We start from the raw sequence: 19129 nt of genomic DNA on the forward strand, positions 1-19129 counted from the left end.
GCAGTATGAGTCCGAATAAGCAGCAGTGGAAAGTTGCCGTCCTGGATATGTACGAGCAGGTACCCAATGAGGGCATGCGGTGCATCAGAGAAATATTGACCGGTTATGCAGAAAAGCATCAGCTGGACATGGTATTTCATGAGTATGAAGTCCGGATAGCGCAACAGATCCCAGATCTCTCCTACGATATCTACATCTCTACCGGCGGCCCTGGCAGTCCCCTGGACAGTGAAGGCAGCGAATGGGAAGCCCGTTATTTCCAGCTGATGCACGATCTCAGACAGTGGAATCAAACCGCTGCAGATAAGAAACAGATATTGCTGATCTGTCACAGTTTTCAGCTGATGTGCCGGCACCTGAAGTTAGGCAATGTATGCCGGCGCCGGTCGCCCGCATTCGGCGTATTCCCCGTACATAAAACTTCAGCAGGCGAAGGCGAACTGGTGTTCAGTGAACTGCCGGAACCATATTTCATTGTCGACAGCCGTAACTGGCAGGTCATAGAGCTGGATCAGCAGCAACTGACCGCAACTGGCGCACAGGTGCTCGCCATTGAAAAAGAAAGGCCACATGTCCCACTGGAAAGAGCCACGATGGCGATCCGCTTCAGCGACTACTGCATAGGAACACAGTTCCACCCCGAAGCCGATGCCACGGGTATGCGCATGTATCTGATGCAGCAGGAAAAAAAGAACCAGGTGATCACCAACTATGGTGCAGAGAAATATTACAGCATGCTGGAACAGCTCTCCGATCCCGACAAGATCATGCTGACCCATGATGAATTTATTCCCGCATTTCTCAATAATGCTATTTTTAAACAGTCCGTTTCAGGCAATAATATTGAAGTGTAAGCGTGTCTTTTTGTACCGGCCTTTGGACTTCAATTAACAATTATGATCCCTTCCATACGCACCGCATATAACCATCAGTTCACGCATCAGCAATACCAGGACTTCCTTGATGGCATGGCTTCGGAAGCAGGTGAAGCCGCTGTATTCAAAGTAGCGGAAACGCCTGTGTTCATTCCGGCACAACTGACCGCGCAATTAAAGCAGGCATGTGATGAGATCATCGCCGTGATCATGCGTCCCGACTTTAAAGAACTGACGCGCGATGCCATCCCTCACCATCTCAAAGTACCACATGAAAATGATCATCCGCATTTCATGGTCATCGACTTTGCAGTATGCCGTGATGATGATGGAACGCTCACGCCCAGACTAATAGAACTACAGGGATTTCCTTCGTTATATGCCTTCCAGGAACTGATGGCCCGGCAGTTCAAAACACATTTCAGCATTCCTGATACGGTAGATAATTTCTTTAACGGATTCAATGGGGACAGTTACTTTCAGCTGCTGAAAGAAGTGATTGTGGGTCATTATCAACCGGAAGAAGTGATACTACTGGAAGTAAAGCCCGATGAACAGAAAACAAGGATCGATTTCTATTATACAGAACGGAAACTGGGCATCAAACCTGTTTGTATCACAGAACTGATACAGGAAGGAAAGAAACTGTACTACGAAAATAACGGCAGAAAAATTCAGATCAGACGCATGTACAACCGCGTGATATTTGATGATCTGCACAGGCAGCAGGACAAGCTGGATAAACACGTCAACCTGTTCCAGGACCTGGATGTGGAATGGATCACACACCCAAACTGGTTTTACCGTATCAGTAAGTATATCCTGCCTTTCATACACAGTGAATATGCCCCTAAAAGCTGGTTCCTGAATGAACTACCTGTTATACCATCTGACCTGGAAAATTATGTACTGAAGCCATTATTCTCCTTCGCAGGACAAGGCGTATTAATAGATGTTACGCTGGCAGATATCGATAAGATCACCGATCCGGAGAACTGGATACTGCAACATAAAGTGCAGTACGCGCCGGCAATAGAAACACCTGAAGGCCCTGCGTATTGTGAAATACGAATGATGTACGTATGGCCTGATAACAGCCCTGCGCCATTACTTGTACACAATCTTGCCAGGATCAGTAAAAGCAAAATGATAGGTGTAACACAGGGTCAACCACAGCGCTGGACCGGCGGTAGCTGTGCCTTCTTCGAAGAGGCGTTATAAACGCTGTTTATCTTTCAGTAACTGTGCTTTCAAACGCTCATAGCTGATCTGCTGCAATGCTCTTTTACTGTCAATCGCCTGTGCAGCAGCGGTAGCAGCACTTTGTCCGAGTATCATAAACACTGGTTCCATTCTCACCGAACCATAGGCAATATGTGTGCAGGACAAACAAACCGGTACCAGCAGGTTCTCACAATCGGCCTGCTGCGGTATAATGGAACGGTAGCTGATGCGATAGGGCGTTGGTATTTCCACTCCGATATCTCCTTCATTCTGCACAGTACCATCTTCTTTGACATATCGCTGTGTGTTATGAGAATCCAGGGTATAAGACCCCATTCCTACAGGGTCATTTACCGGAGCCCTGCCTAATACTTCATTTTCCGTCATAGTCCCCCACCCTTTCATCCGTCTCGCTTCGCGGATATAGAGCTGATGCGGCCAGTTACCTGTACCTTTAAATTCATCTGCTGCCAGCCCCCATTTGCTCATCCGGCTACGGATGGGTTCCGGTACTTGTGTGTCAGTCGCAAGAAAATACAGTAATCCTTTCTGATATAATGTATGATCTGCAATGATAGCTTTTCTTCTTTCATAAGAGGCATCCGGATAGTCATAGTTCATCCCGATATAATCCATGCTGAAAGGTCCGTGGTTATTAACATCTGTTTTATGATTGGGGATAGGATCAAATTTATTGAACACCTCATTCCAGCCGGTGGCGAGCACGCGTGACAGCAAGGCATACCTGGTCGAATCATACCCTTCCGGCCGTTCAAAAGGAATGCGATTGGCAGGTAGGTCTGTGAGGCATAACCGGAAGCAATAAGCCTGTATCCGCTTGTCTCCGGCACCTTTCTCACCTGGCGGCTGATCTGAGATAAAGGGTAATAATCCGCTGGAAGGGTCGCCCGGGGTCCGATAGGCACTGACAGGTGTTTTAAAATGGTGGCCGTGCTGGAATACATCTGTTTGTATGCCCGCCCATTGCTCATTATAATCACTGACCGCCTCTCTTCCTATACGATAAGGCACACCGGCAGCCGCCATCAGGTCTCCTTCATAGGTCGCATCTATGAACATTTTACCACGCACGGTCTTTCCGCTCAGGGTTTTGATCGCCGTGATACGGTTTCCCTTTTTGCTGATGCCATTATCCCTGTCCAGCCATTCATTACGGTAGACCGTGATCCTGTATTCTTTCACGAAGTCTTCGAAAACCTTCTCTGCTACATGCGGCTCAAAGATCCACATGGTACGCTCAGCCCCATCAATAGCCGGGGTACCCTGACCTTTATTGCCATAAGCGGATTGCTCCTGCCATTGCCAGGTGCCGGGCAACTGGTATTGCTGGTAAATACGATGGTAGAATTCCCGTGCCAGTCCGCCGATCACTTCTTTGTTACCTGTGTCTGTGAAACCGAGTCCGCCGGAAGACAATCCACCCAGATGGGTATCAGGCGAAACGACGATGACCGACTTTTTCAGACGAACGGCCTGTACCGCAGCCGTAACAGCGGCAGACGTACCTCCGTAAATGACAATATCAGCTTCAGCAGTGGTCTGGGCAAAGATGGTGGTAAGCAGTGAAAGGCAGCAAAGGCATGTCAGGAGTGAACGTTTCATACTCGTGGATGGGTTTTAGGCAATGGAGCCGGTCAAAAATAATGATTCGCTTTTATATTTTTTCATTCAGCATACATACATCAACCGATAAGCTTACTAAATGGGTATTAATACGTCACTATAAGGTCACCTCAAGGGCACTTCAATATCCCGGGGATATTGAAGTGCCCTTGAGGTGACCTTGAAGTAACCTTATGGTGATAAGAGCGTATGCTGATCAGCAGCCTGCCATCACATAAAAAGGAGGGGTTGTATTAAGTTAAATGTGAATAGGTTATGGGAATAAAAAAGCCTTCCGGGCAGTAGTTCCGCGAAAAGCGGAGTACGCGCCGGAAGGCTTTGTTCTATAATATTATCTGACGGGATTATTTACCGAACTGATCCTGCCAGGCCAGCATGCCGCCAGTCAGGTTCTTGACATTGGAGAAGCCCATAGTTTCCAGGATCATGGCTGCCTGTCCGCTACGGCCACCGCTGCGGCAATACATGATCACTTCCTGGTCTTTCAGTGATTCCAGCTCATCTACCTGCATGGCACGGATGTCTCCCAATGGTACCAGTTTACCACCGATATTGAAATCTTCGTGTTCGTGCGGTTCTCTTACGTCCACGAGGTTCAGCGTTTCACCGTTATCGAGGCGCTGTTTCACTTCTGCTGCGCTTATATTTTCCATGGCTGTTATTTTTAAAGGTTTTTGATTTGTAAAGCAATATTAAGGTATTACCCGAACACTTAGCGTTCCTCTACAGGCGGTGCGACAGCAGCACTATCTTTTGAAGGGCGGGTAGCGGAAAGCCAGATATCTATACTTTCCCCGGCACGCACCATATTCAGTTCGTTCAGGCTGTTCTTACGCATCGGGATCTGCTTCACTACAAATGCATTCGCGGTATCGGTCACGGAAGGGTCGATGATCACGGTACCCAGGCCGAGGTTGCTGGCACTCAGTGTTTCTCTGGCTTCCAGATAGGTCATACCGACCAGGTCCGGAGCAGGGTTCTCAGTATTACCGGTACCACTGCTGAGAACAAGGGTGATATTGCTACCTTCAGGAATGTCCCTGCCTGCTTTTACAGGCTTACCGTTCAGCAGCTGCTGGAGGACGGTGTTGGTAGCAAAGTCCGGCTTGTAAATGGTATCACCCACATTCAGGCGGAGACTGTGCAGGGTCATCTCGGCACTCCGGAAGGTGAGACCGGTCAGGTCCGGCATCTGTACCATTGGCGGAATTACCTTATTAACAGTCAGGTAGATAGTACGACCTACTTTCACAACGGAACCTCTGGCAGGCGTTTGCTCCCATACAGCGAGTCCGGGCAGACTATCCACATAAATAGAATCTCTTACGTCCACACCAAATCCTTCTTTTTCGAGGATCATAGTGGCTTCCTGTATATTTTTCTTGTAAACGTCAGGTACGGTAAGGGTATCTCCATGCTTTGTGATCACTCCCAGTAAAGCAAAGAAAAGTAGCCCCAGAACGGCAAATATCCCTATGGCTACCAACAGGTTAATGCCGAAGGAGCGTTTAGTGATTGAATTGAACACAGATTATATTTTAACGTTAAAATGAACTCAGGCCAGTTATTTCCTCAGGCATTCTTCAATTAATGTGCCGTAAAACTCCTGCAGGGTCATACCGGCAGCTCTTACCTGCTGAGGAACGATGCTGTTTTCCGATTGTCCCGGCATCGTGTTTACTTCCAGGAAGAACAGACGATTCTTCGCCTCTTCCCAGATGAAGTCCATTCTGACAATACCACGGCAATTCAGCTTATTATACAGTTTTTTAGCGGTTTCCTGGATCAGGGCAACCACTTCATCCGGTGCCTCCGCAGGCGTTACTTCCCTGGATATACCTGGGGTATATTTCGCTTCATAGTCAAAAAACTCTTTGCTGCTGATGATCTCAGTAACCGGCAGAACGGTAAATTGTCCGTTGGATTTATACAGACCACAGGTGATCTCTCTACCTTTCACAAACTCTTCTATCAGGATCTGTACGTCTTCATTGAAGGCTTTTTCAATAGCTGGCGCCAGTTCTTCCGCAGTATTCACTTTAGACATACCGATGCTGCTGCCACCTTCTGCGGGCTTTACGAACACAGGCAGCGCCAGTTCCTGCAGGATGGCATTGGTATCGAAAGGTTGATCTTTGAAGATATGTACTGATTTTGAAACATTTACAACGCCCAGGGAGGCCACCACCTTGTTACAGTAGCTTTTATTGAATGTCAGTGCAGAAGTGACCATGCCACAGCTGGTGAACGGAATGCCGAGCATTTCAAAATACCCCTGCAGACGACCGTCTTCACCTGGCGTACCATGTATACCTATGAAAACAGCATCAAAGATGATCTTGTTCCCACTGATCGTCAGGGTGAAATCGTTTTTGTCTACCGCGATCAGCTGACCATCAGGACCTGTGTAGTTCCATCCATCGTGGGTAACAGAGATCTTATACACATTATACTTGCTGCTGTCAAGGTGTTTCTCTATTACGGCTGCACTTTTAACGGAAATTACATATTCACCGGAGTATCCACCGGCTACCAGGGCGATGTTCTTTTTCATATATAATTTAATAATAAGCGGATAAAGTTAATAGAAAAATAGTGGATGTGCATTTTTTTTAGGCTAAAAGAAAAGGGAAGAAAGTTTTGATCCTTTCTTCCCTTCAGGTGCCGGTATGCGTGCCGATGATTATCGATGACCAGTTACCGGGTAGTTCCTTATGCTTCCTATATATGATATTACATATGTAATTTTTCCTTCTTAGCCAGCAGCTGATCTACTGTCTCCTGGTACATTTCGTCCGGAACGCAACAGTCAACAGGACATACTGCCGCACACTGAGGCTCTTCATGGAAGCCCTGGCATTCTGTACATTTGTTAGGTACGATGTAATAATTGTCTACAGCAATTGGCGCGTTACGCTGGTCAGCATCCAGAGAGGAACCGTCCATCATCACGTACTGGCCCTTAATGGAAGTACCGTCAGCCATCGCCCACTCAACGCCACCCTCATAAATAGCGTTATTTGGGCATTCAGGTTCACAAGCACCGCAATTAATACATTCGTCTGTTATCTTGATTGCCATAGTATAAACTTTTTGTTTAAGTAGTAAGCCATTAATTTTGCAGACAAAAATAGAATATCTAGGTTTAAAAAGTTAATTATTTATACAGATTCATGAGCAGTACAGAAAAAGTAGCAGCCTTAGTGCGCTTAGGTCAATACCTGTCAGGGAACGATCCTGCGTTACAGGCTGTGAAAGACCGGGCATTTCAGGCTAACGGCTGGTTCACCCACGAGTTTATAGATTTATCTCTGCAAAATATTTGCCGTTATTATCTGGACGAAGCCCGGCTTAACAGCTGGCTGGCCGGTTATCCGTCAGGCGCTTCTACTCCCCGTTCAGTCGGGATAGTAGCAGCCGGCAATATTCCGCTGGTAGGCTTCCATGACTGGCTGTGCGGCTTCCTGAGCGGCCATCAGGTACGCCTGAAGCTGTCTTCCAAAGATACCGTGTTGATGCAGCATGTCATTGATAAGATGAGGGAATGGTATCCGGAGTATGCACAGCAGACCCTTGTACAGGATATGCTGAAGAATTGTGATGCCTATATTGCGACCGGCAGTAACAACTCCGCACGTTATTTCGAATATTACTTTGCACAGTATCCGCATATCATCCGTCGTAACCGTACGTCTGTTGCCATTCTGGACGGCACTGAAACACCGGAGGAACTGGAAGCGCTGGCAGATGATGTGATGTTGTATTTCGGTCTGGGATGCAGGAATGTGACCAAGATATTCGTACCTGATGAATACAATTTTGAAGCACTGATCAAAGGCCTGCGTAAATACGCACACCTGGCGGACCATCACAAATACAAGAATAACTACGATTATAACCTGGCGCTGATCCTGCTCAATGGCTCGATGTATATGGCCAATGACAATATCATCCTGCAGCAGTCGCCATCCTTCTTCTCTCCACTCAGTGTGCTGCATTATAGCCATTATGCGGATAAGAACGTATTGGCAGAAGAACTGAAAGCCAGCAATGACCTGCAATGTATCGTAGGACATGGCTTCACGCCTTTCGGCAGTGCGCAGCATCCTGATTTGTCCGATTATGCGGACGGTGTGGACACCATGCAGTTCCTGACAGGTTTATAACCCTACTACTTTCATACCTGTACGGGCAGCCTTCTCTACCGGAAAGCTGCCCGTATTTATTCCAGCCGTGTCCTGTGACACTATACGGGAACAGCTACTGCAAATATGACTGATCTGAGAGATAACAGACATAATCTTGTCATGAAAAACAACAATTTGTCAGCCCCGGCGTTAAGATCATATTAACTATTCATATAAAAATGTGTTAAAGTAAACGGAGTTAAACACATTGACTGGTGCACCCCTTAAATTTGTACGACAAGGCATGTAAATTGTTATTCATTCCTTATACAAAACTTTCAAAAAATTAAACAACGAAACATATGAAATTCGGGCAAATTGCGGCAACTGTTCTTATCAGCGCGGCAACTGCTGTTGCCAGCCTCTATGTGTACAGCAGGTACCAACCCCGGCAGACGGGCCCCTATCAAAATGGATCTCAGGATATCCCTGTTAATTATGCCAGCTACATGCCTGGCGCGAGCACTAAAAGCGCGACACCACCAACTGATTTCAGCCAGGCAGCAAAAATCGCTGTTCCAGGTGTAGTCCATATTAAGACGAAGATCAATCCGAAGCAGGTGACTAACAACCTGCAGCGGAGGAGAAGCGTATTGCAGGACCTTTTCGGAGATGATTTCTTCGGAGATGAGTTCCAGGGAGAAGGCGGTGGCCGTAAGTATTACATCCCCGGCCAGATGGCTTCCGGTTCAGGTGTCCTGATCTCTGATGATGGTTACATCATTACCAATAACCACGTGGTAGATGATGCAGATGAAATAGCAGTAACGCTGAATGACTACAAGACATATAAGGCGAAAGTGATTGGTACTGATCCAAACACAGACCTCGCAGTGATCAAGATCGATGCAAAGAATCTTCCTTATCTGCTGTATGGTAATTCTGATGATGTGGAGATCGGTCAGTGGGTACTGGCGGTAGGTTATCCGTTAAACCTGGAAACTACTGTTACGGCTGGTATTGTGAGTGCGAAAGCGCGCACGATCGGTATCAACAAACAGGTAAGAAAAAATGCCATCGAATCCTTCATCCAAACAGATGCCGCAGTGAACCAGGGTAATAGTGGTGGCGCATTGATCAATACAGCTGGTGAATTGATCGGTATCAACTCAGCCATCGCTTCTCCTACCGGCGCTTACGCAGGATACTCCTACGCTATTCCGGTGAACCTGGTGAAGAAGGTAGTGAATGACCTGATGAAGTATGGTAACGTACAACGTGCCTACCTGGGTATCTATTATCAGGATCCTACCAGTATTCCGGAAGAAAGATGGGAAGAGGCAGGAATCAGAAGAGATATCAATGGTGTAGCGGTAACAGGTGTGGTAGAAACTGGTTCTGCAGCAGCTGCAGGTATTAAGAAAGGAGATATCATCACTGGTATCAATGGTGTACAAACGCCTTCCATCCCACAGATGACAGAGCAGATCGCACGTTATAAACCAGGTGACAAGATCAGCATCAGCTATATCCGTGACGGCAAGGCATACACACAGTCTACCGTACTGAAAAACGCAGATGGAACAACCGATATCGTAAAGAGCAGCGTACTGGATGCACTGGGTGCTGACCTTTACACACTCAATAAAGCGGAAGCAGCAAGAGTAGGTGTACGTGGTGGTGTATATGTAGATAACATCAGCAGCGGCATACTGAAAAAACAGACGAATATGAAGAGGAGCTTTATCATCTTGAAAGCGGGCAGTCAGCCGATAGCATCAATAGAAGACCTGAAAAAGGTACTGGATAAAGAGAAAAAAGTACAGCTGGAAGGTGTATACCCTGAACTGAATGGTGTATACTACTACAATATCGATCTGGCTAACGGACAAGAGTTTTAGGATTTCATATAGGTTTATAGGTTAAGGATGGATAGTCCCGGTGAGATGCCGGGACTATCTTTTTTTCAGCACCCTGCGGCGCCGCTATAAATGCCAATAGACGCCATTACAGCGCCTTTATTGAGTGAGATAATAAGTCCTTATTAATTTTACAGGTTGATCACACCTTTCAATTGTGCGAAAAACTCATCTTTCTTACGGGAAGAAATAGGAATGTTTTTCTGATCGCTCATTACCACGGCTGTACCCAGACCTTTGATGATCTTTACAATGTGGTGAATATTGATAAGGAAGGATTTGTGTACGCGATAGAAACCTTTATCGGACAGCATCTCTTCATACTCTTTCAATGATTTGGAGATGAGGTGAGACACGTTGTTGATCAGCTGTATTTTGGTGTAGCTATCGAAGGCTTCACAATAGATAATGTCTTTCAGGTCAATCACATTGTAGCCGTCATTTACCGGAATAACTATCTTAGAGAAAGCGTTATCATTATTTTTAACGTAGTCCTTCAGGATAGACGCAAGTTCATTGAGGCGTCCTTTTTTGCTTTTCTTTACTTTTTCCAAAGCATCTTCCACCTCACTAACCTTGATAGGTTTGAGCAGATAGTCTAAGGCGGCGAATTTGATCGCCTGTAATGCATATTCCTGGAATGCTGTAATGAAAATGACTTCGAAGTTCAGGACAGGGAACATTTCCAATAGTTGGAAACCATTATGAGGCGGCATTTCAATATCCAGAAACAAGACGTCGATCTGGGTATTCTTAAGCATTTCCGCCGCGTCATGAATGTTCTGCGCCTCTCCCACTACCGTAACATCTTTACAGTAATTCTCCAGAATATTTCGCAAAATATGGATGTTGCGGACTTCGTCGTCTACGATCGCAGCTTTAATATTACTCATAACATCTTAACAATGGGAATCAGTATTTCAACCAGGGTACCCTCCTTATTGCCGAAACCAGACTTAAATTTATCAATTATTTCCAACTTTCCAACATTTCCATTAAAAGATTTTATAATCTGCAACCGTTCTCTAATCACGCTCAGAGCAGTGGATTCATGCTTTACCAGGCGGCCGCTTTTGATCTCATTTGCGCGGTCCCAGCCTATGCCGTCATCTTCCACGGAACAGTATAACATATCCTCCCGGAGTACAAGTTTCACCTCCAGTCTGCCGCTGCCGTTTTTAGGCGCCAGTCCATGCTTGATAGCATTTTCCACGATCGGCTGGATGATCATCGGAGGGATATATATCGTATAATCTTTCAGGTCATCCTGTAATACAAACTGGTAAGTGAACACATTGGCAAAGCGGATCTTCTCCAGTTCAATGTACCGGGTCAGAAAGGCGATCTCTTCCTCCAGGGAAATATGCGATTTCCGGGAATTATTCAGCATCTGCCGCATCAGGGTGGCAAAATCAGCCAGGAAGTTCAGTGCCTGCTTCTCTTCTTTTTCCATGATCAGGTGTTGCACTGAATTCAGGGAATTGAAGATAAAGTGAGGGTTCATCTGGTTGGTAAGCGCTTTGGCTTCCAGTTCGGCGATCCTCCTGTTGTATTCGGTCTTGCGCATTTCTGCCCGCTGGATCCTCCGGATCACATCCCGCAGGATGAAAGCAACCAGCGTCAGCCCCAGGAGTATCACGATACCCCTTGCCCACCACTGCTGGTACCAGCGCGGCAGTATCGTCACTGAGATCAGGACCGGCTGGCTCCAGTTACTTCTGTATTTTCTGGCCCTGATCTGCAGCTGATAGGTGTCTGGCTGCAAGTCAGGGAAGGGCACGATATTCGACATCGTCGAGATCCAGCCACTGGAAGTATCACTGGAAAAGTTATATTGGTACTCTACCAGGTCAGGCAGGTCATAGGCGATAGCGCCGAATTCCACTTCAAAGGATGCCTTCCGCTGATACATCAGCACAAACTTCTTACCTGGCAGGTAAGTACTGTCGCCGTAACGTACATGGTTCAGGTAAATAGCCGGAGGAACGGTGTCCATTGGCATCTTATCGTCGTGGAAATAGCTCAGGCCATTGGAAGTAGCGATATACAGGATACCCTGCTGGTAATATACACCACGGGTATCATCACTCATCAGTCCTTCATTCGAAGTAATATTGCGGATCAGGCTTTGTGTGTTGACGTCTATAACAGATACCCCCTTATTCGTAGAGACATACAGCCGGTCCAGGCCATCATAGTATAACTGCTGGCAGATGTCACTGACCAGTTTATCGGCGGTGCTCAGGTGTCTGATCACCGTATTATTCCGCAGTACATAAATACCATCATCACTGGTTCCGATCCAGAGATTGCCGTCAATCCATTTCAGGTCTTTCACGCTTTTATGGAGAGCGGAATCAGTGCCGGGTATGCGTAATGTACGAAGCGCATCATTGCCATAGAATAATCCGGCGTTGGTGCCTACGTAATAAGCGGAGTCGTTGATACTGGCAATAGATGTGATCAGATCATCTTCTATGCCCACACTATAGTCGTCACAGATCACCTGGTCTTTGGTGACCACCCGGATCTTTCCGTTAGGGCTAATATCTACATCTTTCAATGTCTTGATCCGTTTCAGCAGGGAAGCTTTTTGCTGCACAGTATTGAACGTGAACAATCCATTGTCAGCACCGATCAGCATTTCATTTTGCTTGTATGGCAGTATGCTGAGGATACTGTTCCTGCCACTGGTGGTATCCAGATTGAACTGACGGATGCGGTTATTACTATCAATGGTGTTAAGCACACCCGCGTTCTGTCCAACGAGCAAGGTGCCCGTCTTCGGATCTCTGGCAATACTGAAGATGGAGTGGGAATACAGTCCGTTGGTATTGTCGAGATAATTGAAGTAAAAGTTCTTGTAGGGGATATTGTAAACACCATCACCGAAAGTTGTGATCCAGATATTACCATCGTGGTCTCTGAGCAGGGACGTGATGTAGTGGTTCTGTAATAACCGGACCGGATTTCTGGCGCCTTTGAAAAAGTCTTTCAGAAAATAGAGCGATCTGGGTGTTCCGATCCAGAGGTTATCGTTGTCGATACAGAGGTTGCTGATCTCATCACGGATCCCCCAGTCGTTACCATTGAAAAAGCAGAGCGCTTCCTGTTTACTGTAGGTAAAGAGATTGTTATCGATAACGATCACCGGATTTTTACGTATCCGTTGTATGACTGGGCTGGTCAGCGGAAACGGGCAGTTATAAACGATCTTTTGATCGGGATTATTGACATCTTTCAGACTGGCCATATTAAAGTATGGCTGCAGGGGTTTGAAAATGGTATCGTTACGAAGGAAGTAAAAAAGGTCAGTAGGCTTGGCGCCCAGTTTATCGTAGGTGGTCTTTCTGCCGCTGTACTGGATGATCCTGTTATCCGAATTAAGGAACCAGATAAAGCCGGCATAATCTTCAAACATGAACTGCATGTACTGGCCGCGGGTATCGACATGCAGGGAGGAATCATTCTTACCGGTATGGATGGTGTAATTCCAGAAGAAAGAGGGTAATCCGTTCAAAGTAGAGAACCAGACGCGCCCTTTTGAATCGGCGGAGAGTTTTACGACGTCATTGTCGGTAAGGCCGTCTTTTTTAGAGTAGTTGCGAAAGCGCTTGCCGTCAAATTTACTGACGCCGGTAGGCGTAGCAAACCAGATAAATCCTTCCTTGTCCTGAACGGCAGCGTAAACAGTTGCGTTGGCGAGACCATCCTTTACGTTATAATTACGGACCATGAGCCCCTGAGCGACAGCATTAGAACCTGTGCTCAGAACCATTAACATCCACCACAAGAATATATAACGGACCTTAGGCATCAAGAAGGGTCGGATTTTGATTAAGAAACCGGCAGTACTGCTGTAGCTGGTACTGCCGGCGAGTCTTTTAATTAATATGCGCGAGCAAAGAGAACGCGTTGAGTAGAAGGTTTACCTGTCAGGATACAGGTACCAGCCTCCAGTTTGTTGTTCAGCGGAATGCAACGGATCGTTGCCTTCGTCATCTCTTTGATTTTCAGTTCTGTTTCAGTTGTTCCGTCCCAGTGTGCAGAGATGAAGCCGGTTTTCTCATCCAGCAGACGCTCAAACTCTTCCATGGTGTCAGCAGGAGTGATATGTTCATCTCTGAAAGCGAGTGCTTTGCTATACAGCTGTTGCTGAATTTCTTCCAGCAGTGCTACGATACGGTCAGACAGTCCGTCGAGAGACAGGCTTTCCTTTGTTTTCATATCGCGGCGGGCTACTTCAGCGACGTTGTTTTCCAGGTCGCGTGCACCTAATGCGATGCGAACAGGAACGCCTTTCATTTCGTATTCCGCAAATTTCCAACCTGGTCGGTTGTTATCGGAATCATCATATTTCACACGCACACCAGCTTTTTTCAGCTGTGCCATGAGTTCAGACACCTTTGCATCTATTTTGCTCTTCTGCTCATCACCTTTATAGATAGGTACGATCACTACCTGCAGTGGTGCGATACGCGGAGGCAGTACGAGACCATCATCATCACTGTGTGCCATTACCAGCGCACCGATCAGACGGGTAGATACCCCCCAGGATGTAGCCCATACGTAATCCAGTTTATTCTCTTTATTGGAGAATTTCACATCGAACGCTTTGGCAAAGTTTTGTCCGAGGAAGTGGGAAGTACCCGCCTGCAGGGCTTTACCATCCTGCATCAATGCCTCGATACAGTAGGTATCCAGGGCACCTGCAAAACGTTCAGCAGGAGATTTTACCCCTCTTACTACCGGCAGTGCCATATAGTTTTCAGCGAAATCAGCATATACTTCCAGCATCTGTTTTGTTTCCGCGATAGCCTCTTCAGCAGTAGCGTGCGCGGTGTGACCTTCCTGCCAGAGGAACTCTGCGGTACGCAGGAAGAGGCGGGTACGCATTTCCCAGCGTACAACGTTCGCCCACTGGTTGATCAGCAATGGCAGATCACGGTAAGACTGGATCCAGTCTTTATAAGTATTCCAGATAATTGTTTCAGAAGTAGGACGAACGATCAGTTCTTCCTCCAGTTTTGCGCTTGGATCAACAACCATTCCCTTACCTTCCGGGTCCTTCATCAGACGATGATGGGTTACCACGGCGCATTCAGTTGCGAAGCCATCCACGTGTTCCGCTTCTTTACTCAGGAAGCTTTTAGGGATGAATAAGGGGAAATATGCGTTCTGATGTCCTGTCTCTTTAAACTTGGCGTCCAGCACGTCTCTCATGCCTTCCCAGAGTCCGAAGCCATATGGTTTAATTACCATACAACCTCTCACTGCAGAATAATCTGCCAAACCACCTTTCAGAATCAAATCATTGTACCATTGTGAATAATCTTCAGAACGGGCTGTGATCTCTTTACTCATATTATAATTCAGATATTTATAATTCGCTCTAGCACAATATATCAATTTGGCTTAATATTTGCACTAAATATATTACCAAAAGGTAAAATGTCACAAACCTACATGAAAATCAGAAACGTGCAAACAGTTTGCTAAAATATTATGAGTGGTTAGATATTATTGTAGCATTAACCTTTCTTTGAGTTAAAATTAGTGTAAATTTACTATAGTAATCAGGCTAAAAAATTCCGACAATGAAATCACTTCCATACCTTGCTTTGTTGGCGGCGCTTGCTTTAAGCAGCTGCTCTTCAGCATATAAAACCACGCAGACGCCGGACGACGTGTATTATTCACCGAGAGTAAAACCCGACTATGGTAATAGCAATAATCGTGATGATGATCGCGTTAGCTATGCTGACACGAATGGTGAGGGCTCCTATGTAACTTATGAGGATGAGGACCCGGGAGACTATTCACGTCGTATCAACATGTTCAACCGTAATTACACGGGCTCATACTACGATTATTATTCACCGAATGTATATTCTGGTTTCTATGGTAGTCCTTACTACGGCAGCGCCTGGGGCATGAACAGCTTCTATGGCGGTGGCTGGGGTAATCCTTACTATGGTTATGGTTCCTGGGGACCATCTCTGAGCATTGGCTTCGGCTATGGCTGGGGATGGGGCGGCGGTTACTATAACCCATGGAACTCCTGGGCGTACAACCCATGGTACGGTGGCTATTACGGCGGATACTATGGTGGCTACTACGGTTACCCTGCATACTGGGGTGGCCACGGTGGTGGATACTATGGCAGCGGCTATTATCCAGGTCGCCGCACCCGTACAGGTTTTGGCAGCAGCTATCCTACCAGGGTAGTTAGCGGTGGCAGAACAACTGATCCGGGTGGCCGTACTTCAGGAACAGATTACACTCCTTCCAGAAGGGGTCGTTCTTCCAGTCCGGGAGGCCGTGTTGTAACAGGCGATAATAACAGTGGTGGCCGTAACAGTGGTGATGGTTATTACACACCAAGAAGATCTTTCACCCCTTCAGCAGGAGAACGTCCGACAGGAGGTAGCACAGGTGGTCGTACGGTAGGTTCCGGTTCATACAATCCACCAGTAAGATCTTACCAGCCGGTTCAGCAACCACAACGTTCCTACACGCCTTCTCCATCTCCTTCCTACACACCGAGATCCGGTGGTGGTTCCGTTGGTGGCGGCGGTGGTGGTGGTCGTGCCGGCCGGACCAGAAACTAATACTAAAAATGATTTGATCATTGATATTATTACTAAAATGTACCCTGGTCAAAAGCCAGGGTATTTTTTAACCCTTACCCTTAATTCTACTATATGATTAAAAGAATGGTGTTCGCCATTGCACTGACAGGGACAAGCCTGGCCCTGCATGCCCAGACGATAGACGATGTTTTGAAATTCAGCACAACTTCACCTGCCGGTACGACAAGGGGGCAATCTATAGGTAGTGCACTCGGTGCGCTTGGGGGCGAACCATCTTCCCTGTATGTGAACCCGGCTTCCGTCGGCTATTTCAGGACAAACGACTTCTCTTTTACAGTAGGTCTGCAGAATATATCCAACTCAGGGACTTACCTGGGTACCACTGATAGTGACAACAAGTTCATCCCGCTTGTTTCCAATATCACCATGATCTATGGTGGCAAAAGGAAAAAGCCGGATAGTAAATGGCAGAACTTCAGCTTTGGATTTGGTTTAAACCGTACGCAGAACTATAACCAGCGTACCTATTACACCGGTGAATCCAAAAACTCATCTTTGTCGCTCAACTACTACCTGGATGCGGAAGCAGCTGGTGTAACGAATCCCGATGCACAACTGGGCGGTGACCAGACGATCGGTTCACTGGCACACACTTCTGCACTTGCCTACAGCACAGGCCTGATCTCTCCTTATCCTCCGGTTAATGGTCAGTGGGATGGTGCCTTTTATTCTGCCGCACAGGCGACAGACCGCAGCATTCACGTAAGGCAGGAAAATATGGTCAATGCCAGAGGCGGTTCCAATGAGCTCTCATTTGCCTTCGGTGCTAACTACGATGACAAACTGTACCTCGGTGGTAGTTTGAACGTTCCTACCATCACCTATAAGCATGACAAGACCTGGAAAGAAACGAACCTGAACGCGACACCTACAGACCTGAATAATTTCGCGGTAACAGAAACCCTGAAATCAGAAGGTACAGGTTTTAACGCGAAACTCGGTGCTATTTTCAGACCCGTAAGACCACTGAGTCTGGGTGCTACTTTCCATACACCGTCCTGGATGACTTTCACTGATACCTACAGGACTGATATGACCACTTCCACCAAGACATTTGGTGTACTTGACTACTCTTCTACTGATACTAACAACGGATTTGAGGACGAATCAAAATATACGATCAGAACACCATGGAAAGGAGTGTTAAGTGCGACTTACCTGTTCAGTCCTTCAGCAGATACCAGGAAGCCAACAGGCTTCATCTCATTTGACTATGAGTATATGGACTATGCATCTATGAAAATGCGTTTCCGTAATGATCAGTCATTTGATAAGGAGGATTCCGACTTCCGCAATGATGCTATTAAAGCGACGTACAAAGGTGCATCCAATATTCGTATAGGTGGAGAACTGAAACTGCATGTTGTTGCATTCAGACTGGGTTATGCACTGTATGGCAGTCCTTATCAGAATGGTGCGATTGATGGCAAACGTCAGTTTTATACTGGTGGTATTGGCTATAGGAATCGTGGTTTCTACATGGACCTGGGCCTGGTGTATGGTAGTAATAACCGTACAGATCAACCGTATGTACTGGCTGAAAATGCTGATCCGGCTGACAACTATGCTACTCCGGCACCAGCTCAGATCAGGAGTAAATCAACAAATGTCAATGCAACTTTTGGCTGGAAGTTCTAGATAATTAGTTAGCAATTTTTAAATAAATAAAGCCTGAATACAGGTGGGATAACCTCCTCCTTATTCAGGCTTTTCTTTATACCTTAACTATTGCTTCAATGTTAGTATCAGCGAAAATCGTTCGAATTCTTAATTCTTTCCACCACCTCTTCCAGCAATCCCGTACCGCTTTCGAACCACGTAAAGGCGGGGTCCTTCCGGAACCAGGTCAATTGTCGTTTGGCATACTGACGGGTATGAATAATGATCTGCTCTACAGCTTCTTCCCAGGAGATCTTGCCATCCAGGTAGTCAAAGACCTCTTTATAGCCGACCGTTTGCAATGCATTATGTTCCCTGTAGGGAAGTACAGCGCGCACTTCATCCAATAGTCCTTCAGCTACCATCACCTGAACCCTGCGGGCGATATTGTCATGGAGCTTTTCCTTTGGTAGTGTGATAGCCGTTTTTATGATATTAAAATCACGTTTTACCACATTCCCTGTACGGAAAGTCGTGATAGATTGTCCGGTGGCGTATAAGACCTCTAATGCCCTGATCAGGCGATGAGGGTTCTGTATTTCAGCAATCGCATAAAAGCCGGGATCTTTTTCCTGTACTTCCTGTTGAAGCCATGACATTCCTTCCTGCTCGTAACGTTCCTGTATAGACTGACGAACTTCCGGCGGAGCAGCGGGAATATTATCAATACCTTCAGTAAATGCCTTTATATATAATCCGGTACCACCGCACATAACAGCGACGTCATTGTCTTTCCAGACTTCAGCAGCATAATCAAGCGCCAGCTTTTCATAAAGACCGGCATTGACTTCTTCCTGTATAGAATGAGAATTAATAAAATAATGGGGGACGGTCTGTAATTCCTGCGGGCTGGGTTTAGCGGTACCGATGCTTATTTCCCGGTAACACTGGCGGGAATCTGCAGAAATTACGGCAGTATTGAAGTGTTGGGCCACTTCTATTGCCTTGGCAGTTTTACCAGCTGCTGTAGGACCAGCGATGATAATTATTGTCTTCAATACAATTTGAAAAATTAGGGAATAGCGATT

The 19129-nt window shown here is 46.5% G+C and carries 15 protein-coding genes; 6 read left to right on the forward strand and 9 right to left on the reverse strand.

What is annotated here, in order from left to right; genetic code table 11:
• Positions 1-5 precede the first annotated feature (5 nt).
• Both GWR21_RS09925 and GWR21_RS09930 read left to right on the forward strand, forming a co-directional pair.
• The gene (locus tag GWR21_RS09925) at positions 6-854 is read left to right on the forward strand and encodes a type 1 glutamine amidotransferase (protein ID WP_162331587.1); all 849 of its coding nucleotides are present in this window, start codon (positions 6-8) and stop codon (positions 852-854) included.
• Between the two features lie 42 nt (positions 855-896).
• Positions 897-2096 carry a hypothetical protein gene (locus GWR21_RS09930; RefSeq protein ID WP_162331588.1) on the forward strand — a complete coding sequence of 400 codons (1200 nt, stop codon included), beginning with the start codon at positions 897-899 and terminating at the stop codon, positions 2094-2096.
• Here GWR21_RS09930 and GWR21_RS09935 read toward each other — a convergent pair.
• The 5 genes from GWR21_RS09935 to GWR21_RS09955 all read right to left on the reverse strand — a co-directional run bounded on the left by GWR21_RS09935 (position 2091) and on the right by GWR21_RS09955 (position 6824).
• Complete coding sequence (locus GWR21_RS09935; RefSeq protein WP_162331589.1) at positions 2091-3722, reverse strand: FAD-dependent oxidoreductase; 1632 nt, start codon at positions 3720-3722, stop codon at positions 2091-2093. The genes GWR21_RS09930 and GWR21_RS09935 overlap by 6 nt on opposite strands.
• Positions 3723-4087: 365 nt before the next feature.
• Positions 4088-4396 carry a rhodanese-like domain-containing protein gene (locus GWR21_RS09940; protein WP_162331590.1) on the reverse strand — a complete coding sequence of 103 codons (309 nt, stop codon included), beginning with the start codon at positions 4394-4396 and terminating at the stop codon, positions 4088-4090.
• A gap of 59 nt (positions 4397-4455) precedes the next feature.
• Positions 4456-5271: a PASTA domain-containing protein gene (locus GWR21_RS09945; protein WP_162331591.1), complete on the reverse strand. Its 816-nt coding sequence runs from the start codon at positions 5269-5271 to the stop codon at positions 4456-4458.
• Between the two features lie 36 nt (positions 5272-5307).
• Positions 5308-6297, reverse strand: a complete 990-nt coding sequence (locus GWR21_RS09950; protein ID WP_162331592.1) for a D-alanine--D-alanine ligase — start codon at positions 6295-6297, stop codon at positions 5308-5310.
• A gap of 179 nt (positions 6298-6476) precedes the next feature.
• Positions 6477-6824 (reverse strand): 4Fe-4S dicluster domain-containing protein, encoded by a 348-nt coding sequence (locus GWR21_RS09955; protein ID WP_162331593.1) that lies wholly within the window; start codon positions 6822-6824, stop codon positions 6477-6479.
• A 92-nt stretch (positions 6825-6916) separates the two neighbouring features.
• Here GWR21_RS09955 and GWR21_RS09960 point away from each other — a divergent pair, with 92 nt between their 5' ends.
• The gene (locus GWR21_RS09960) at positions 6917-7909 is read left to right on the forward strand and encodes an acyl-CoA reductase (protein WP_162331594.1); all 993 of its coding nucleotides are present in this window, start codon (positions 6917-6919) and stop codon (positions 7907-7909) included.
• Between the two features lie 323 nt (positions 7910-8232).
• A complete protein-coding gene (locus GWR21_RS09965; protein ID WP_162331595.1) occupies positions 8233-9771 on the forward strand; it encodes a trypsin-like peptidase domain-containing protein in 1539 nt (512 codons plus the stop codon).
• A gap of 149 nt (positions 9772-9920) precedes the next feature.
• On the opposite strand, the gene GWR21_RS09970 is transcribed toward GWR21_RS09965, so the two are convergent.
• From GWR21_RS09970 to proS, 3 genes are all read right to left on the reverse strand, one after another.
• Positions 9921-10682: a LytR/AlgR family response regulator transcription factor gene (locus tag GWR21_RS09970; RefSeq protein WP_072363242.1), complete on the reverse strand. Its 762-nt coding sequence runs from the start codon at positions 10680-10682 to the stop codon at positions 9921-9923.
• Positions 10679-13573 carry a sensor histidine kinase gene (locus GWR21_RS09975; RefSeq protein ID WP_162331596.1) on the reverse strand — a complete coding sequence of 965 codons (2895 nt, stop codon included), beginning with the start codon at positions 13571-13573 and terminating at the stop codon, positions 10679-10681. The genes GWR21_RS09970 and GWR21_RS09975 overlap by 4 nt, the downstream gene beginning before the upstream one ends.
• Positions 13574-13677: 104 nt before the next feature.
• A complete protein-coding gene (gene proS, locus GWR21_RS09980) occupies positions 13678-15153 on the reverse strand; it encodes a proline--tRNA ligase (protein ID WP_162331597.1) in 1476 nt (491 codons plus the stop codon).
• A 233-nt stretch (positions 15154-15386) separates the two neighbouring features.
• Here proS and GWR21_RS09985 point away from each other — a divergent pair, with 233 nt between their 5' ends.
• Entirely contained in the window at positions 15387-16400 is a 1014-nt protein-coding gene (locus tag GWR21_RS09985) for a hypothetical protein (protein ID WP_162331598.1), read from the forward strand.
• A gap of 93 nt (positions 16401-16493) precedes the next feature.
• Positions 16494-18080 (forward strand): OmpP1/FadL family transporter, encoded by a 1587-nt coding sequence (locus GWR21_RS09990; protein WP_162331599.1) that lies wholly within the window; start codon positions 16494-16496, stop codon positions 18078-18080.
• A gap of 107 nt (positions 18081-18187) precedes the next feature.
• Here GWR21_RS09990 and miaA read toward each other — a convergent pair whose 3' ends face one another.
• The gene (gene miaA, locus GWR21_RS09995) at positions 18188-19099 is read right to left on the reverse strand and encodes a tRNA (adenosine(37)-N6)-dimethylallyltransferase MiaA (protein ID WP_162331600.1); all 912 of its coding nucleotides are present in this window, start codon (positions 19097-19099) and stop codon (positions 18188-18190) included.
• Positions 19100-19129: the final 30 nt, after the last annotated feature.

Source organism: Chitinophaga agri (genome assembly GCF_010093065.1).
Lineage (GTDB): Bacteria > Bacteroidota > Bacteroidia > Chitinophagales > Chitinophagaceae > Chitinophaga > Chitinophaga agri.

What these genes read in the sequence shown, in the direction of transcription:
- GWR21_RS09925 (WP_162331587.1), top strand. Translation starts at nt 6, where the DNA reads ATGAGTCCGAATAAGCAGCAGTGGAAAGTTGCCGTCCTGGATATGTAC.
- GWR21_RS09930 (WP_162331588.1), top strand. Translation starts at nt 897, where the DNA reads ATGATCCCTTCCATACGCACCGCATATAACCATCAGTTCACGCATCAG.
- GWR21_RS09935 (WP_162331589.1), bottom strand. Translation starts at nt 3,722, where the DNA reads ATGAAACGTTCACTCCTGACATGCCTTTGCTGCCTTTCACTGCTTACC.
- GWR21_RS09940 (WP_162331590.1), bottom strand. Translation starts at nt 4,396, where the DNA reads ATGGAAAATATAAGCGCAGCAGAAGTGAAACAGCGCCTCGATAACGGT.
- GWR21_RS09950 (WP_162331592.1), bottom strand. Translation starts at nt 6,297, where the DNA reads ATGAAAAAGAACATCGCCCTGGTAGCCGGTGGATACTCCGGTGAATAT.
- GWR21_RS09955 (WP_162331593.1), bottom strand. Translation starts at nt 6,824, where the DNA reads ATGGCAATCAAGATAACAGACGAATGTATTAATTGCGGTGCTTGTGAA.
- GWR21_RS09960 (WP_162331594.1), top strand. Translation starts at nt 6,917, where the DNA reads ATGAGCAGTACAGAAAAAGTAGCAGCCTTAGTGCGCTTAGGTCAATAC.
- GWR21_RS09965 (WP_162331595.1), top strand. Translation starts at nt 8,233, where the DNA reads ATGAAATTCGGGCAAATTGCGGCAACTGTTCTTATCAGCGCGGCAACT.
- GWR21_RS09970 (WP_072363242.1), bottom strand. Translation starts at nt 10,682, where the DNA reads ATGAGTAATATTAAAGCTGCGATCGTAGACGACGAAGTCCGCAACATC.
- GWR21_RS09975 (WP_162331596.1), bottom strand. Translation starts at nt 13,573, where the DNA reads ATGTTAATGGTTCTGAGCACAGGTTCTAATGCTGTCGCTCAGGGGCTC.
- proS (WP_162331597.1), bottom strand. Translation starts at nt 15,153, where the DNA reads ATGAGTAAAGAGATCACAGCCCGTTCTGAAGATTATTCACAATGGTAC.
- GWR21_RS09985 (WP_162331598.1), top strand. Translation starts at nt 15,387, where the DNA reads ATGAAATCACTTCCATACCTTGCTTTGTTGGCGGCGCTTGCTTTAAGC.
- GWR21_RS09990 (WP_162331599.1), top strand. Translation starts at nt 16,494, where the DNA reads ATGATTAAAAGAATGGTGTTCGCCATTGCACTGACAGGGACAAGCCTG.